The following is an 18,241-nucleotide window of genomic DNA, read 5'->3' on the forward strand; positions in this document are numbered from 1 at the left end:
CGCAAGGACTTCAAGGAGAACAAGGAATCCAAGGTGAGCAAGGAATCCAGGGTGAGCAAGGACTTCAAGGCGAACAAGGACTTCAAGGTGAGCAAGGTCTCCAAGGCGAACAAGGACTTCAAGGTGAGCAAGGTCTCCAGGGTGAACAAGGACTTCAAGGTGAGCAAGGTCTCCAAGGTGAACAAGGACTTCAAGGTGAGCAAGGTCTCCAGGGTGAACAAGGACTTCAAGGTGAGCAAGGCTTTAAGGGTGATACCGGGGATAAGGGTGCTGACGGCACAACAATGAATCAAACCAACCCTCAGACAATTTCAGAAATAGGCACAGATACAATTTTCTGTTTGGATAGTGAGAGTATTGCCATAACTGGTGGTGTTGAATGTCCTGACGATGGATCAGTTAGAAAAAGTTTCCCAATTCGTAAGGCCAACCCTTTTAATGGCAATATTATGTCCGATGGGTGGCAAGGTGACTGTTTAATCTTTGATAATGTTACTTATGGTTCTGTTGGTCATGGGATTGAGTTCCCAACTAAAATCAGTGTTAAGTGCTTCAACCCAATCCCTACCCCCTAATTCATAGTTGTTTATAGTCTAAAAATAAAAGGGTGAGCAGATTACAATCTGCTCACCCTTTTTTATTACGCAACAACAGAAACTAACAACTCAAAGGCTTTGCCTCCGAGTGTTAAGTCAAATTAGCAAGTGCCTTTAATATTGTGCGGCGTTCTGAAAAGCGGCGCATTTTGGTTGGTGCAGCTTCAGACATCAGCAGGTTCATATCCTTACTGGTACCAACATAAAAGACATTTGGCCCGATGTTGACCGCTGAGGATGTAAGCCGGACAGCTCCATTGGCAACCAGATTAGAAACTTCAGATTCAGGATCTTTTAAATCACCAAAAGTTATGGCGTCAGCCAGACAATTCTGCACACAAGCGGGCCTTCCCCCTTTACCTAATAGCTCCACACAAAAGGTGCACTTGTCAGCAATTTTTTTCTTATCTGGCCCCATCATCAAATAACGGGCACCGTATGGACACGCGTCAACACAGGCCCCACAACCAATACAGCGTTTTCTGTCAACTTGAACCGTTCCATCCAAAGGATCTTTCCAGGTTGCCGCAGCTTCAATAGTGACAATTCTATTTGATTTTTCGTCCGCAAAGGTTCTTGAAACTGAGGGGACAGGGCATACCTTTATGCATTCTGGCCGGTCACAATGATTACAACGACCAGAATAAAACGTATAAGCAATACCTCTGGGAGTAGAAGCTGGGCCAAACCTCTTCAGCCAACTCCTGCCGGAATTATCTGGCAACTGCCATTGGGCCTTGCAAGCAACAGAGCAGGTATGACAGCCCAGACATTTTGTAAGATCAACTACCATCGCAAGTTGCATCATTCACTCCAGCTACAAAAAAGTAACGAAACCCCAAACCGTTTTCGGTTTTTCACATTAAAACAATGTAAACATACTATCTATAAGGGTATTTAACAAAGACAAATTCTATTGCAAATTAAATCATAGCAATTACTGGAAAAAATGATGAATTCATAGTTAGATAAAAAAAAGGCCGATACTGGACTGGGAGATCCAACAAACGGCCTTTAGGGAAGTATGAGCTGTATTTATTGACATTATTTATTCAATTATTCAATGTGGCATATTGTCGCACAAAATCACACCGATAACGATATGAATGCAAAATTGTTCCTACCCTCTTCACCCTCTAATGAAGACTCTTCAGTGGAGTTCAACTCACTGCTCCATCTTCGATGGGGCGCAATTATCTGCCAGATTCTTCTGGTCGTTCTTATTGATTTTTCTTTAGATGAAACGATACCCTACCCAATTGTTATTACCATTGTACTATTCGAAACAGTCAGTAATATTTTTTTTCAATATCTTAAGAGAAAAAAATATTCACTTCCCGTCTGGTTGTTTTTCTCGGTTTTATTTACAGACATTATCCTTCTCACAATTCTCCTGTTTCAAACAGGCGGAGTAATGAACCCTTTTTCCTTTTTATATCTTCTACATATTGTAATCGGGGCCATCCTGATGCCATCACTTTGGTCATGGGGGCTTACCAGTTTCACAAATTTTTGCTACTCAAGTCTTTATTTTCCTTTCTTAAATTCTCTGGCCGACCATTCATCGGATTCTGAAAGTATAAAAACTGTTTGTGTTGATGTTCTGACCTCTGCCACTGACACTCAAACAAAAATGGATCTCCACCTCAAAGGGATGCTTGTCGCTTTTGCCCTGACATCATTTTTTATTGTTTATTTTATCGGGAAAATTCGTATTGCTCTCGTTGACCACAATCTAACAGTTTTACAGCTTAAAGAAGAAAAAACTAAAAGCGAACAACTCGCTTCACTTGCTACCCTTGCAGCTGGCACCGCCCATGAAATTTCTACTCCCTTGTCTACAATTAAACTGGTAACTGGAGAATTACTCCAATCCATCAAAAACATAGACGATACTGATGAGATACGTGAAGATTTAAATCTGGTTAGAAGTCAGATTGAAAAATGTGAAGAAGTTCTGTACCAGATGTCCGAAGGTGCAGGAGAACACCGTGGAGAACAATTTCAACTCTTTTCTACCCAGGAGCTGATTAATGAAGCTATTTCAATGATGGAACCAGCCTCCACGAATACAATTTCCGTTACAAATTCATCCAGTTCCTTTCAGATATACGGACCTCGGCAGACATTTAAAAGAACACTAAAAGGTTTGCTAAAAAATGCTATGGATGCTGCACCAAAATTAGACTCAACAATAGAGCTCAAATGCTGGCATGATGACAATTTCCTTGTCTTTAACGTAAAAGACAACGGCTCAGGGATGAATGATGAGACGTTACTTAAAGCAACAGAACCGTTTTATACAACTAAACCGCCAGGCTCCGGCATGGGCCTTGGCCTATTTCTCGCTAAATCTGTCGTTGAGCGTTTTGGGGGCCGTTTGATAATTGTGTCCAGTCCTCAAAAAGGAACTGAAGTAGAAATTAGTTTTTCAACCCGTTTAATCAGTAGGTGTTAAAATGAAAACTGTTTTAGTCGTTGATGACGAGGTGTTTTTCCGTGATCGTTTGTGCAAAGCACTGCAGAAAAGAGATTTCACAGTGTTCTCAGCCGCTAATTATGAGGAAGCCTTGAGCTTAGTGCAGTCCCAAAAACCTGATATGGGAATTTTTGATTTGAAAATGCCCGGTAAAAACGGACTTGAACTCCTTAAGGACGCCCTTAGTTCACATCAGGAGATGAAGATCATAGTACTTACAGGATACGGAAGTATTGCAACTGCAATTGACGCCGTCAAAATGGGAGCATTATCATATATTGCCAAACCAGCCGACGTTGACGACATTCTCAATGCCTTTACAAAAATATCAGACGATCTGACGGATATTGATGCGGAGAACCTGGTAGCACCGTCGCTGGCCCGTACTGAATGGGAACACATTAACAGAGTTCTTCATGACTGTGATGACAATATATCCTCGGCCGCAAAATGCCTTGGAATTCACCGAAGAACATTACAAAGAAAACTGCAAAAATATCCCCCGAAGAAATAAGTTGAAATTTCATGAAGGTCTGACAGCCTGGATATAAAAATATTGCTAATCGGGAGGTGCTTGCAAACTAGGGTTTATCAGCAGCCAATAATGAATTGCTGTTGAGCCACTGTCCTTTTTACGGGCACTTATGGCAACCCTGTTTGTCCTTCTTGTCAACGCCTCTTCATTTTTGATACAGACGCGATTCTTTTCGACCTGCGCTGCTTTCCAGCCTAACTCACTCACATAAATACCAAAAGATCCAGAATTAAATGAATTTATATCGTTCACAGTTGCACAAAAACTATCCGGTGCATTATCCCTGAAAGGAATAATTGGCGGATACATATCGGTTACAGGAAGATCAACCCGATCAAGGACCTGTTTGAAATGATCCATAGTCGACCAATCATTTCCCAGAATCGGCTCTCTTGGAACTCTATATGGATCGGTTGAACTGCTTATCGAACCAGGATCCTGACTGAAAACGGCCTCCATACCATTTTTCCGAGCTTCATCAATGATAATAGAATTATACTCTCCATAAGGCAGTGCCAAAAAACGTGGCCTAACCCCGAGGTTGGCCTCAAAAACTTTATATCCGTGCTTAAGGTCTGTGGAGATCCATTCTCTATAGCCAGATTCATCCACCTCTTTACTCCAACTGCCCAAGCGCAGATGACTATAGGTATGAGGTTGAAAATCGACACCCGCTGATCGCATCTCTTTGACCTGCTCCCAAGTCAGAAAGTTTCTATATCCGGAATCAACAGCTTTTACATATAAAAAAACAGTAAACGGATAACGATACTTCTTAAGAATTGGCCAGGCGCCGGTGTAGGTGCTGACATAGCCATCATCAATGGTAATAACGACAGTTTTTTCTGGTAGCGGCTTAGCACCCTTGTTTTTTAAATAGGCAATCAAGTCTGCCAAGGAAATTACCTGATAAGAATTATCCCGCAGGAACTGCATCTGTTCTTCAAAACGATCAAGCGCAACGTTGGTTGTCGGGTATTTATCTTCACCAAACTTATGATAGATGAAAATTGTAGCTGAATTTTCGGTGGCTGCAAATGAATAGCCTCGCAACAAAAAGACCAACAGTATTACAATGAAAAGATGACATCTAAATACATGAGAAAACATATCAATCGACCCCTCCAATCATATATGCACTACCAAGCCGTATCATCGTCATGACCTTTCAATTAAATGCGATGGAATTGGTATCGTAACTTTTCAAATTATTTTGGTTGATCATGTTCTTCACGTCTGTAACATAAAGATTACGACGCGATGAATAGTTAATCAAACCATCTGCAAGTTTAAGTGGATCGCGCGTCTCAGTTCGAATCTCTCTAAATAGCTCATAGGCCGCCACCTTATTTATGATCAATGTATATGCCCTAACGGAGTCTAGAATTGACACAAAAACTGACACCCGATGATTCTTATCGGAATCCCTTTTTTGGGGGATCATACCATTCTCGCCCCAGGTCCAGATGCCGAACAGATTGTTACCATTAACAGCAAAACGAGAAACTCCCCAGGCGGACTCTATTGCAGACTGAGCAAGAATAAGACTTACAGGAATAACATCTACCTTCGTCAACAAGGAGGCAGCGTTTGTCTCTTCATATTTTCCTGAAATAGATACAAGTCTAGAAACAGCAGCACCCGACAGGTTTTTCTGCCAGAAGTCTGTATCCAGATCAAAATCAATTGCTGCAGCCTCTTCACCTATTTGAGCAATTGATTCAGTGATTAACTGACGTTCCAATTCAACTTCGGCCTGAGCAATCAATGCTGCAGGCAAAAGAGCGTGAAAAAATCCCTTTTTACGATCACTGATTTCTTTATCAAGGTTCGGCAAAGGAAAACGGGTTAGCACCACGGGTGTAATTTCATCGTACTCTTCTATGTCCCACAAATTATGTCTTTTTAAAACCACTTCAAGATCTACATCCGGGCTCACTGTAATATGGGTATACTCAAGAGGACTGTCAGAGTAATAGATACCAAGAACATATTGGTTAAAAAGGCGGCTGCCATCATTTAACAGCACAATCAGGCAGATAAATACACTGGAAATCAGCAATAACTTCACAAAGACGTTTAACCGGGAATCAAAATCGCGCAGCAACTCTTTTAGTGTATGAATAGGCATATTGACTACCCTTCATTTTCAGTTTTTGGCATATCGTAATTTGGATTTTTGGGTTGTTCAGACATTCCAGGAAGAGGTTGTGGAGAACTCTCGTTGTCTATTTCTTTATCAACCAGGGGCACAATTCTGCGGACAACTCTGTTGCCGCATCGTTTGCCTTTTGCAGCAACACCTTTAATTAAGTAATCATTAAAGATCACCTCAACAGAGTTCAAACGTGCTCTGGGTGCCTGCACAAAATAGACACGTGTTCTTGTTTCAGCCCCTGTAGAAAAAAACTGAATTCTCGAATTTTTATTGGCAGGAAAGAGTCGATACTCTTTATCCAAAATAAATTTGGGCATATTGAAACGTTTTATGTAAGAGAGGTTTTCTTGGCCTTCGCGATAGATGATGTTAAAGATCATGGCATCATCAACCTTACCGACAAAAGTTAAATCGTGACCGACAAACAGTTTATCACAGCCATTGATCACCTTATAAAGACCATCTTTATAAATGAGCAAAAACTTGTCGTACTCAGAACAGGCAAAAGAGTTCTCGGCATCACCTTTAACATGATAACCAAGAAAGCCGGTTTGGGGATCATAACCACAGGTACGGTTTAAAATAGCTACTTTTCGAACCACTACCTCAGAAAAAGTCGATAACTCTGTACACCTTGGGTAATCTTTTCCATATCGATCGAGAAGTCCATCAATGTAATTCAAGGTAAACTTAACCATGTTCTTAAGATGGTTTTTCACACTTTTTATTTTACCTTCTACCTCTTTAATCTCTTTATTCTTTTTATCGATATCATATCTGGAAATGCGCTTAATGCGTATCTCCAGGAGCCGTTCAATATCCTCAGATGAAACGTCCCGAACGAGGCGATCAACGTATGGTACCAATGATCTGTCCACCGTCGACACAACCAGTTCATATGTTTTACACTCCTCAATTTGCTTATATAAACGCTCTTCAATAAAGATCTGTTCCAGCAGGTGGGCGTGAAGTTTTTCGAGTAAACGGCCAAGCTCTATTTTTAATTCCTTCTCAAGATCACTAACTAGTTTTTCAGTATTGATACGTAGAACATCATCTACATTAAGAACGACAGGCTGGTTGCCAGAAATAACCGTAAAATTCGGAGAGATCGAGACCTCACAATCAGTAAAAGCGTACAAGGCCCGAATTGTATCCTGGGCATATATCAATCGAGGCAGCTTGATCTCAATTTCAACCTCTTCTGCGGTATAATCGTCAATGCTAAGAACCTTTATTTTACCAGCTCGAACCGCTTTTTCAATACTCTCAACCAGGGAGGTGGTTGTAGTCGTATAGGGCACCTCACGAATAACAATGGTTTTTTCATTAACCTCTTCGATTCGTGCCCGGCACTTCAAACGGCCATTGCCTTTTTCATAATTACTAACATCAAGAATGCCGCCCTGTATAAAATCAGGGAAAATCTCAAACACTTCGCCTCTCAAAATAGCCTTTTGGGCCTCAAGCAGTTCAACAAAATTATGAGGCATAATTTTTGTTGCCATACCCACAGCAATACCTTCAGTGCCCTGCATGAGCAGCAGCGGAATCTTAGCTGGTAAAACCACAGGCTCGAGCATTCTCCCATCGTAGGAGTCAACGTATTCGGTAAGATCTTTGTTGAAGATTACCTCTTTGGCAAGGGGGGAGAGACGGCACTCAATGTATCGTGCAGCTGAGGCGTTGTCGCCGGTAAGAATATTGCCAAAATTACCCTGGCGATCGATGAGATAGCCTTTATTGGCAAGATTTACCAGAGCTGCAAAGATAGAGGCATCACCATGTGGATGCAGTTTCATGGTCTCGCCAACAACATTGGCAACCTTATTAAAGCGTCCATCGTCCATATTGGACAAGGTTTGCATAATACGGCGCTGAACAGGCTTCAGACCATCGTTAACATGGGGAATCGCCCGCTCTCTTATAACGTAAGAAGTATATTCGAGAAAATTAAAATCAAAAAGCTGATGCAGTTCTCCGTAGTCGGTATCCTTGGTCATTTACGAATCCTCACACCAGGCTTTCCATGATATACTCCTTACGTTCAGGAGTATTTTTACCCATGTAAAATTGCAATATGCGGGGCACTTCAGAAAGCGTATCAATACTGACCTGCAACAGGCGCATATCATCACCAATAAACTGCTTAAACTCTTTAGGAGAAATTTCACCGAGGCCCTTAAAGCGGGTAATTTCTACCTTTTTCTTAATTTTGCCCTTTCCGGCCAGCTTCTTTTCAGCCGCTCTTTTCTCACTGTCAGAGTAACAATAAATTGTTTCATGTTTATCACGAACACGAAAAATTGGAGTCTCAAGGATGAAAATGTGGTGCCGCTTCACTAAATTTTCAAAATAATGCAAGAAAAAGGTCAGCAAAAGATTGCGGATATGCAGTCCATCGACATCAGCGTCTGTTGCCAGAATAACCCGGTCATAACGGAGCCCGCTGATGGAATCTTCAATATTTAAGGCCCGCATCAAATTATACATCTCATCGTTTTTATACAAGAGCGTCATCGGTTGACCTTGGACATTCATCGGTTTACCCTTCAACGAAAAAACCGCTTGAGTCATTGGGTCACGTGCAGTAACAATCGAACCGGAGGCTGATTGTCCCTCTGTTATGAAGACCATGTTTGTTCGACCCTCTTGTGATGGATTATCCTTAGAGGGATGGTACTTGCAATCTTTCAACTGCGGGACCTTAATTGCGACCTTTTTGGCCTTTGCTTTGGCCTCTTTCCGCACGCTTTGCAGATCCCTGCGAATCTTGGCGTTTTGCTGAACTTTACTGATTAAAACCTCTGCTAAATCAGTATGCTTATACAAGTATTCACTCACCGCATCTCGAGTGCTATTGACGATGGCTGAACGAATTTCAGTGTTGCCCAGCTTATTTTTTGTCTGAGACTCAAAAAGAGGTTCTCTGATCTTAACAGCAACAGCTCCAACGATACCATCTCGCACATCTTCACCGGAGAACTTCTTGCCGGAGAACTCATTGACACCCTTTAAGATGCCTTCACGAAAAGCTGAAAGATGCGTTCCACCCTCATTGGTATAGGTACCGTTAACGAAGGAAAAATAGTTTTCCCCGTAGCCATCGGTATGGGAAAAGGCGAGTTCAAAGGTTTCATCCTTGTAGTGGATCGGATCGTAAAGCTGGGTATCTTTAATCTCCTTGTCAAGCAGATCTAACAGACCATTGGCAGAATAAAAGCATTCCGAACCAAGATAGAGCCGCAAACCGGCATTCAAATAGGCATAGCGCCAGAGACGTTTACGAACAAATTCCAGATTGAAGGTGTATTCCTCAAAAATCTCTCTGGATGGATAGAATTCTATCAAGGTGCCATCTTTTTCCTCAGCCCGCCCCTCATCTCTACCGACTAACTCGCCATCTTCAAAATCTGCCTTGGCAAAGCTGCCCTCTCTAAACGAGGTAACACTGAATTTACTAGACAGCGCGTTAACCGCTTTTGTACCAACGCCATTCAAACCGACTGAAAACTGAAACACATCAGTGTTATACTTAGCGCCGGTATTTATAACAGATACACACTCAACAACCTTACCAAGCGGGATACCACGGCCATAATCACGAATAATCACCTTGCCGGTATCATCAATATTAATATCGATTCTTTTTCCGGCCCCCATAATAAACTCATCAACGGCGTTATCAATTATCTCCTTGATAAGGATATAGATGCCGTCATCGGGGTGCGAACCATTGCTCAATCGACCGATATACATACCAGGACGCAGCCGAATATGTTCGAGCGAACTGAGAGTTTTTATTTTAGATTCGTCGTAGTTACTCATTACCAAAGGCCGGAAACTATGAATTTTAATGCGATTATAAACTGCCCACAAAGGCAGCCGGAAACAATAGTATAAGTCTTTCTGTGAGACTGCAACTTTATTTTTTATGATACGATGTTTTCTTATTGGATTGACTGAACCACGTTAACAGTGTACCTTGCCTGACAGTTTTTCATTGTTATAACAGCTAGATACATTATTGACAAAACCTGTATACGAGGAGAGTACCGTTGGAAAAATATTCAGCAATTTTCAGCCGTGATGCACTTGACGATCTATTCCCGAAAGACCGCAGCAATCAGTTTTTTGACGCGCTCTTCGGTGATGCCTCCGAGGGGGCCTATGATATTGTTCTTGAATTTGTGGGAGCTCCTGCCGACAACACTCTCCACTTCAAACTGCTTCTCAAGCAGCGTCCGGGGAAATGCCTGGCCTGTAATCTTACATACGGCTTACCTGAGGTTTTTTCACGACACCCGATTCTCGATATTGCCGGCGTTGCTGCAAAAATTGCGACCCTCATCGGCCACCCGACCGATCAAACTGAGTGGAAACTCGGAACAACCCAGTCGACCTCAAGTGAACTCCATAGCATTCCCTTTACAGTAAGGCTACACTAATTGTTAAAAATTTTTTGATTGGCAGCGGAAATAAAAAATTCGTTAATTTTCTGACTACCGCCACCCTGTAGAATATTAAACACATTCTGAGGCGCAACGTTTGCCTGGGTGAGCGCAAAAGCGCTGGACTGGACAAGGAGCTGCATTTTAGTGAGATTTTCGGCCTCACTGGCAAAATCAACTTCTATCATTTTTGATCGTGCTTCCAATAACTGCATTTGTGTACCTCCCAACAGTGAATTTGAGGATTCAAACTGACTCTGATATGCACCTGCCGCAGACCGAATCTCTTCCAGGTCTTTCAAGGCTGCATCTGCTATAACTATTGCGGTACTGGCATCTCGCGCTGACAAAACATTTATATCGATTAACCGTAATATTGATTCTGCGGTCAGCTGAACACCGGCATCATTTCTGGAGTTAGCCGCAAGCGTTGAACCGCTGGCAACAATCGAGCCCGACTTCAACACCATACTTACTGACAACGCATTCGAACCTATCGTCACAGAATCTGTTGCCAGTGTACTACCAGCGGTAACAGTGCCGTCAGTTGTCTGCAAACTACTGGTGATTACTGTCCCACCGTTGATCCGGCTGTTTTCCGCAAGCACAGAACCAGATTCAACAAAAATATCTTCGATTGCGACATGCGCACCGTTAAGCACTGAAGTTCCTCCCAGCGTTGAACCTATAGCAAACTGAGTTGCACTGGAGAGAGTTGATCCTGTCGTAACAGTCATCTCCTGGGTTATCGTTTTTGAGGCTGTAATTGTTGTACTGCCTCCAATAGTTGAGCCTGCAGAAAATAGAGTTGATCCCTCAACATTCTTTATGGTGGAGCCCGCCAATAGCGACATTGTTTTCGTTACCTCTAACGTACCTGTGATGCTAAAATCGGCACCGATGGTTGAGCCAGCTGCAAACGAAGAGCCTGATGCAAGTGAAGACCCAGTTAAGAGAAGCATATCGTAATCGAGCGACAAATCAGATGTTAACGTTGCATCAGCAGCCAGAACTGTCCCAGCAGAAGTTGTTCCGCTGGCTGTGGTAATATCATTAGTCAGGTAACTCCCCTTTTTAATCATAGAGCCCGATTTCAAGACAGACCCGGATTGAAGTACCGATATATCCTGGGATACGATGTCACTGGCAGCTGTGGCTGTCCCGCCAGTATTAGATCCCAAGGCCACAATACTGCCGCTTGCCAGAACAGAGCCTGCCAAAAGCTCAGAGGTCTGGCTGGTAGTAATGTCAGCGCCAATGTCAGAACCGGACAGTTCCATCCCAGTTGTTGAACCAGGTGCCAATATCGATCCCGAACCTAACACTGAACCAGTGGTCAAAGTAGAGTCAATAGTCGTAGTTATATTGGCGGATATGTTCATGTTTGAAGAAAATGCGACAGCAAAACCTTCAGATAGATCGGTCAGGTTGAGCTTGTATGAACCATTTTGTAAAATAGTAAGCTGCCCATAGGTGGAAAGTTCAGCGTCAGTCACACCTATTGTGCCGGTGCCGGTTATTTGTAGGGACCGACCATCAGTAGAGACAAGAGAGAGCTGTCCGCTGCTGCTGGTAGTTGCAACTACGCCATGACTCGTAGTTTTAGCATTAATTGAATTTACAAGGCTGCCATCAGCGTCCAGGGCAGCCACGTTCACTGCGCCAATGGCGACACCATTAATAGTAAAAGAGGATGCCGTTGCCCCAGCACTTATTGGAGCCGAAGACGTTGAGTCAACAACTGCTTGAGCAGTGATGCCCGTATCTGATGAGTAACGGTTAATATAGTCCGCCACCCCTCCCATACCTTGGGCGGCATCATTAGCATACGATATGGTCATCGACTTAACACTGAGCGTTTCCCCTGTCAGATTATTGTTAAATTCGAAATTTACCGATCCACCGCTAGAGCTCGACAAGGTGAGTATACCTGTTCCCAAATGACCGATTCGTGTCTCTTTGGAGCTGGGTATAGAAATGTTTACATCTTCATTGGCAGATGCACCTATTTGAAATCTTTTATTGGAGAATAGACCAGTAAGCAGCTTTTGATCGTTGTACACAGATGTTTCAACAATCAGATCAAGCTCTTCAAGAAGAGTATTGATATCCTGTTGAAGTACAGATCGGGTCGAATTTGTCATGGCATCCTGGGCTCCGTGAACAGCCTTCGTACGGATGGTGTTGACAATATCAACTGCCTCTGAAAGTGAATTATCAATAATTTGCATAACAGTGACAGCTTCATTTGCATTTTGAACAGCCTGGCCGAGAGAAATTGCTTGCGTGTTTAACTGGCTGGCAATTACGGAGGTAGCAGGATCATCTGAGTAGCGATTAATTCGCAATCCTGATGACAGCTTTTCAACCGAATCAGACAGCGAATTTACATTCTTGGAAAAATTGTGGCGGGATAGGATGCTGATAGCATCGCCATTGATTTTTACAGTCATGGTGCATTCCTTCTCTGGATTTGCTGGTGAGTCTTCCGTAACTCATATACCAGGGACTGCAAGCGTGTTACTGATCTGCTTTCTTTAATCTACATCTTTTTTGGCAATAATCCAAAAAAATTTTAAAGTTTTAAATCATACTGCCGATAAGGAAAAATTTTTTCATTTAATTTCAACCCAGATCACCGATGAACATTTAGTTTTGCAACTCGATGGCATTTGGATTACTTATCGTAATATGCTACTTATTTTTCCCCCCACAGCGAAACCTTCCGAGCCACCTGCTGGAATAGCGCGTTTAGCAGGTGTACTTAAAGGCAATAATATCCCTTGCACAACGCTTGATGCCAATATTGAAGGGTTACTTTTTCTTTTGCAGTTACCGCTAAACTCCCTCGATACGTGGAGCAAACGAGCTTACCGCAGTATTGGCAAAAACCTGAACGCCTTAAAAACCCCCACACTCTATCAATCACCAGATCGATACACCAGGGCAGTCGTCGACCTTAACCGGGTACTTGAAAATATTAAAAAACCAGGTGTTGCCATAAGCCTTGCTAACTATCAAGACCAACTTTCACCAATCAGTAGCAGCGATCTTTTTCAGGCTGCTGAACACTATGACAACAACATTTTTTATCCCTACTTCTCTGAGCGACTCACTTCTCTCCTGGAAAAAACCAACCCTGCACACATAGGATTTTCCTTAAATTATTTAAGCCAGGCAGTTACCACCTTTTCGATGATCGGATTTATCAAGAAAATTGCTCCAGACCTGCCAATCATCCTAGGCGGGGGGCTAATTACCTCTTGGGCCAGCAACCCCGCCTGGAAAAACCCCTTTACAGCCCTTGTTGAACACCTGATCCCCGGCCCCGGCGAAAAACCGCTTTTAAATCTTTTTGGCATTAATTCATTGTCTACTGCCCATTGTCCCGACTATGGCGATTTAGCACTTGAAACATACCTCTCACCAGGGTTCACCCTTCCATATGCAGCGTCGAGCGGATGTTACTGGAACAAATGTTTATTTTGCCCTGAAAAGGCTGAAGCCAACCCCTATCGTACCCTCCCTACTAAACAGGTAAGAGCCGACATCGCCAGACTCAAAAGAATACACTCTCCTGCCATGCTCCATTTCCTGGACAACGCTATAAGCCCTGCACTGATGAAATCTTTAGCAGATGAGCCACCCAATATTCCCTGGTTTGGTTTTGCCCGAATTGATAAGGATCTATTAAATTTAAGTTTTTGTAAGAAACTGCGTGATTCTGGATGTGTAATGCTTAAACTTGGAATTGAGTCCGGCGATCAAGGAGTCTTGAATGCCATGGATAAAGGAATTGAGATTTCCACAATCTCCCAGGTCCTGAACAATCTCTTCGTTGCTGGAATTGCAACCTATGTCTATCTATTGTTCGGCACCCCGTCAGAATCTTTGACAGAAGCTCGACGAACAATGGATTTTGTCATCATGCATAACCAAACTATTCAATTTTTGAATTTAGCCATATTTAATATGCCTGTTTGCAGCACCGAATCTGTGCATTTAGAAACACAAAAGTTCTCTCAAGCAGATTTAGGGCTCTACACAGACTTTCTACATCCCTTAAAATGGAGCAGGCCTAAAATACGTCGGTTTTTAGATCAAGAGTTCAAACGGCACGCGGCAATCAGACCAATAATCCTTAGAGATCCGCCTATTTTCACTTCAAATCACGCCCCGTTTTTTGTTTCATCTTTGATGATCTCGCAAAAAGCCGCTCGACATCCCCGGCTCGCTCTGTAACAAATTGTTATTTTTTATTAAAAAAATAATTAATGAATATCAAAAAACATTGCTTTTATTATAAAAAGGAGCTAATAAAAAAGATATTTACGTAGTCATTAGTTGTAATTACAAATAAAAAGTACGTTTACTGCACAGTTTTTAAAACAAAAAATGTGCGATTTTGTATAAGCAATGCTGACTTAAGGCTGAATATCCTGTTGATATGTAAGCCGATTATTATTAAGCAGTTCCCTGTCGGAACTGTCCACAGAAGGAGTAATTTGAGATGGCAGAAGGTACAGTTAAATGGTTTAATGATGCAAAAGGTTTTGGTTTTATTGAGCAGGATAATGGATCAGACATTTTCGTTCACCACACAGCTATTCAGGCAGAAGGGTTTAAATCCCTTAAAGAAGGTGCACGAGTTAGCTTTGAGGTAGTAGATGGCCCTAAAGGACCAGCTGCCGACAAAGTAGTTCAGCTGTAACACCATCTCTCAGCATTTTAAAAGCCCCGCAATTTGCGGGGCTTTTTCTTTTTAGACCTCCTGCAATCTACCTGCGAAATCAGTCGTTATTTACGACGTTGACCACGTTTGTGCACCCTTATTTATACGAAGGAAATTCATGATCACTGCAACTGACATTGCCTTGTCCTATGGCAAAAGAGTTATTTTTAAAGACGTTAACATAAAGTTCACCCCCGGCAACTGTTACGGCCTTATTGGTGCAAACGGTGCTGGAAAATCGACTTTTCTGAAAATATTGTCGGGTGAAATCAGTCCGGACAAAGGCAGTATCTCTCTTGGGGCACGACAACGGCTTGCTACTCTCAGCCAGGACCAATTCGCCTTTGACGAAGAAACTGTTTTTAACACAGTGATAATGGGCCATAAAAAACTCTATAAACTTATGGCTGAGCGCGAGGCACTCTACGCAAAAGCAGAATTTACAGACGAAGACGGTATTCGATCAGGTGAACTTGAAGCTGAGTTTGGCGAACTGAACGGTTACGAGGCTGAATCTGAGGCGGCGGTTCTTCTTAGCGGCCTTGGGATCCCCGAGAATATGCGTCATCAGAAGATGAAAGAACTCGAAGGGGGCGACAAAGTACGCGTTCTTCTTGCCCAGGCTCTTTTTGGCAACCCCGACATTCTCCTTCTTGACGAACCTACCAATCATCTTGATATTCGAACAATAAATTGGCTTGAAGATTTTCTGGCCCGTTTCCAAAACACCGTAATTATTGTCTCCCATGACCGTCATTTCTTAAATCAAGTCTGCACCCATATGGCGGACATTGATTATGGAAAAATCCAAGTTTACGTCGGCAACTACGATTTCTGGTTTGAAGCGAGCCAACTTCATTTCCGCCAAAAAGAGAGCGAAAACAAAAAAACAACTGCAAAGGCTCAAGAACTCAAAGATTTCATTCAACGCTTTAGCTCAAATGCCTCAAAGGCAAAACAGGCGACCTCCAGAAAGAAACTTCTAGAGAAACTTACCATCGAGGATATGCCCATTTCCTCAAGAAAATATCCCTACATTGTCTTCCTGCCAGAGCGTACCTGTGGCGACGTTATACTTGAAATTGATGGACTTTCTAAAACTGTTGATGGTGTGTCAATGTTTAAAGATCTCACCATTACTGTCAACAAAGGCGACAAGATCGCATTTGTTGGGAAAAACAGTCTTGCCAAAACAACCCTCTTTCAAGTTCTTGCTGGAGAAATTAAACCCGACAGTGGCACTTTCAGATGGGGAGTTACCATGAAAACGGCCTATTTCCCAATGGAGAACAGCGCCTACTTTGAAAATCCGGAACTTGATCTGGTCGGCTGGCTCAGTCAATACGCCCCGCCTAAATCAGATCAGAGCTTTCTTCGAGGTTTTCTTGGGAAAATGCTCTTTTCCGGAGAAGAAGCCATGAAAAAAACTTCTGTTCTCTCTGGAGGCGAACGAGTGCGCTGCATGCTCTCCAAGACAATGCTGGTCGGCGGCAACGCATTAATTTTGGACGAACCAACCAACCATCTTGACCTGGAATCTATCACAGCATTAAATAATGGCCTGATTGCATTTCCGGAAGTTATTCTCTTTGCCAGCCATGACCATCAGTTTGCCTCTACGGTTGCCAACAGGATAATCGAGCTTAAGCCAGACGGCTTTGTAGACGTAATGATGTCCTTTGACGACTATCTTGAATCTCTTGACATCACTGACTCAGGCGCCAATTCTGCTGCTGTTAAGCAGGCCGCCTAGCATCTGACAGCTTAAAGAAACAACAATAATGACACCCGCACAACTGCAGGCCAACAGATCGGCACAGAATCGACCGACTCAGGTAAGTTCCAAAACACGGGTTACTTTTGCAGGCCTCTTAAAAGACCTTATACCACCACCAACAAGGCCTGTAGCTGCAACCACATTGCAAAATGCGCCACTTGCCCACCTCACTTATCCCGATGAGCTGGCAATTAAAGATAAAGCGCTTAAGGCGTTCTGGAAATATTTCAAATTAGCAGGACAGCCCGAGCCGGTTATCGGCTCTCCAAAACCTCGTCATTACCGCACAACCTCCAAAAGGAGAGCCGTTTACAAAGGTTCAATCCTTCAACTGCTTTCCGGTGACAAAACACCTCAAAATAAACCCTTCGTAGAATCGCCCCTTGAACCAAAGATTCACGGACTTATCTACAAATTTTTGCAGGAAAAAATCAGCGAACAATCATTCAAACTATTGGCCACCCATCTTAACTATTTAATTATTCGAGGTGGTTATTCTGAACAGGCTGTCATTTTCAATGTTGACACCATGAACGGACCGATTGTTCGTAAGCTGAAAATTATCGCCGATCATCTTCAGAACCTCAATACATCTATCACCTCGGCCTTTATTTACCTGGATCCTAGCAAGTCTGACTATTATCTTGAAGAACGTCAACCCGCCGACCTCCTGCATTTTAAAAAGCTGTTCGGCAAAGGGAATCTTTCGGTTACTCACCTAGAATCAAGATATTCGTATCACCCGACCTCTTTTTCACAGGTCAACGAATCCATAGTACCAAGAATGCTTGAGATAGTACGACAGGAACTCAACCCCGTTACGAGCGAAACCCTGATCGATCTATACTGCGGTTACGGTCTTTTCAGTCATCACCTGTCGTCTTTATATAAAAACGTGTTAGGCATTGATGCTGAAGGTCCTTCAATCCGATCAGCAATACTTAACAGTAAATTAAACCCCTCCTCAAGCAATATTAATTTTAAGGCACAACGCATTACCCTCCAATCCATTGAAGATCTCCGCCCACCAAAAAGTAAAGAATCAATTATACTCGACCCACCACGTAAAGGGCCATCCGAAGGAGTTATAGCTGCTCTCAGCAAACGATTCCCACAAAAAGTACTTCATATATTCTGCGGCGTTAATCAAATTCCTGATTCAGTTAATCAGTGGCAAACACACGGCTACACTATCAGCCGCATTATACCGATTGACATGTTTCCTGGCTCTCCAAACCTTGAAGTCCTGATTCTATTTACCCCTGGCACATAGTTCAAGCCTCAAAGATTATGAGGGCTGTGTAGAAATAGGACTGTGATTCATGAACTGACACACCCAAAAACAGGTGCTAAATCACAAAATCCCCCTGAATCCCCCTGCAAAGGGGACTCAGGGGATTTTTTATCTTATGTACAAATCATGGGTATAGGGGGTCAAATCTTTATTCTTGACACCCACGCTAACCGCCAATTATATGTATTACCTTACCCCCCCAAACAAGCATGCCCTTTT

At 42.8% G+C, this 18,241-nt stretch carries 14 protein-coding genes; 8 read left to right on the forward strand and 6 right to left on the reverse strand.

Translation table 11 applies throughout. From position 1 onward, the window contains the following. Window positions 1-575 (forward strand): hypothetical protein (locus HQK80_10390; GenBank protein MBF0222615.1); only part of this gene is annotated, 575 nt, incomplete at its 5' end. A gap of 112 nt (window positions 576-687) precedes the next feature. On the opposite strand, the gene HQK80_10395 is transcribed toward HQK80_10390, so the two are convergent. After that, window positions 688-1,401 carry a 4Fe-4S dicluster domain-containing protein gene (locus HQK80_10395; protein ID MBF0222616.1) on the reverse strand — a complete coding sequence of 238 codons (714 nt, stop codon included), beginning with the start codon at window positions 1,399-1,401 and terminating at the stop codon, window positions 688-690. Window positions 1,402-1,698: 297 nt separating this feature from the next. Between HQK80_10395 and HQK80_10400 the strand changes: the two genes are divergently transcribed. Together HQK80_10400 and HQK80_10405 are read left to right on the forward strand one after the other, a co-directional pair. Then, window positions 1,699-3,054: a HAMP domain-containing histidine kinase gene (locus HQK80_10400; GenBank protein ID MBF0222617.1), complete on the forward strand. Its 1,356-nt coding sequence runs from the start codon at window positions 1,699-1,701 to the stop codon at window positions 3,052-3,054. Between the two features lies 1 nt (window position 3,055). Beyond that, on the forward strand, window positions 3,056-3,589 hold the full coding sequence (locus HQK80_10405) for a response regulator (GenBank protein MBF0222618.1): 534 nt from the start codon (window positions 3,056-3,058) through the stop codon (window positions 3,587-3,589). 45 nt (window positions 3,590-3,634) lie between these two features. Here the strand turns inward: HQK80_10405 and HQK80_10410 are convergent, their stop codons facing one another. The 4 genes from HQK80_10410 to HQK80_10425 are packed head-to-tail and all read right to left on the reverse strand — an operon-like array spanning window position 3,635 to window position 9,596. Beyond that, a complete protein-coding gene (locus HQK80_10410) occupies window positions 3,635-4,720 on the reverse strand; it encodes a polysaccharide deacetylase family protein (GenBank protein ID MBF0222619.1) in 1,086 nt (361 codons plus the stop codon). A 58-nt stretch (window positions 4,721-4,778) separates the two neighbouring features. After that, the gene (locus tag HQK80_10415; protein ID MBF0222620.1) at window positions 4,779-5,741 is read right to left on the reverse strand and encodes a glucosaminidase domain-containing protein; all 963 of its coding nucleotides are present in this window, start codon (window positions 5,739-5,741) and stop codon (window positions 4,779-4,781) included. Between the two features lie 5 nt (window positions 5,742-5,746). Beyond that, entirely contained in the window at window positions 5,747-7,771 is a 2,025-nt protein-coding gene (locus HQK80_10420) for a DNA topoisomerase IV subunit A (GenBank protein MBF0222621.1), read from the reverse strand. Between the two features lie 10 nt (window positions 7,772-7,781). After that, window positions 7,782-9,596 carry a type IIA DNA topoisomerase subunit B gene (locus tag HQK80_10425; GenBank protein ID MBF0222622.1) on the reverse strand — a complete coding sequence of 605 codons (1,815 nt, stop codon included), beginning with the start codon at window positions 9,594-9,596 and terminating at the stop codon, window positions 7,782-7,784. A gap of 230 nt (window positions 9,597-9,826) precedes the next feature. On the opposite strand from HQK80_10425, the gene HQK80_10430 reads away from it, so the two are divergent. After that, window positions 9,827-10,216 carry a pancreas/duodenum homeobox protein 1 gene (locus tag HQK80_10430; protein ID MBF0222623.1) on the forward strand — a complete coding sequence of 130 codons (390 nt, stop codon included), beginning with the start codon at window positions 9,827-9,829 and terminating at the stop codon, window positions 10,214-10,216. Here the strand turns inward: HQK80_10430 and HQK80_10435 are convergent. Then, a complete protein-coding gene (locus tag HQK80_10435; protein MBF0222624.1) occupies window positions 10,213-12,672 on the reverse strand; it encodes a hypothetical protein in 2,460 nt (819 codons plus the stop codon). The genes HQK80_10430 and HQK80_10435 overlap by 4 nt on opposite strands. Before the next feature lie 238 nt (window positions 12,673-12,910). On the opposite strand from HQK80_10435, the gene HQK80_10440 reads away from it, so the two are divergent. The 4 genes from HQK80_10440 (at window position 12,911) to HQK80_10455 (ending at window position 18,001) form a co-directional block, all read left to right on the forward strand. Then, window positions 12,911-14,461 (forward strand): radical SAM protein, encoded by a 1,551-nt coding sequence (locus HQK80_10440; GenBank protein MBF0222625.1) that lies wholly within the window; start codon window positions 12,911-12,913, stop codon window positions 14,459-14,461. Between the two features lie 268 nt (window positions 14,462-14,729). Continuing rightward, on the forward strand, window positions 14,730-14,930 hold the full coding sequence (locus HQK80_10445; protein MBF0222626.1) for a cold-shock protein: 201 nt from the start codon (window positions 14,730-14,732) through the stop codon (window positions 14,928-14,930). 139 nt (window positions 14,931-15,069) lie between these two features. Beyond that, window positions 15,070-16,704: an ATP-binding cassette domain-containing protein gene (locus tag HQK80_10450; protein ID MBF0222627.1), complete on the forward strand. Its 1,635-nt coding sequence runs from the start codon at window positions 15,070-15,072 to the stop codon at window positions 16,702-16,704. A gap of 28 nt (window positions 16,705-16,732) precedes the next feature. Then, entirely contained in the window at window positions 16,733-18,001 is a 1,269-nt protein-coding gene (locus tag HQK80_10455) for a class I SAM-dependent RNA methyltransferase (GenBank protein MBF0222628.1), read from the forward strand. Window positions 18,002-18,241 lie beyond the last annotated feature (240 nt).

It is taken from the genome of Desulfobulbaceae bacterium (assembly GCA_015231515.1).
Classification (GTDB): Bacteria; Desulfobacterota; Desulfobulbia; order Desulfobulbales; family VMSU01; genus JADGBM01.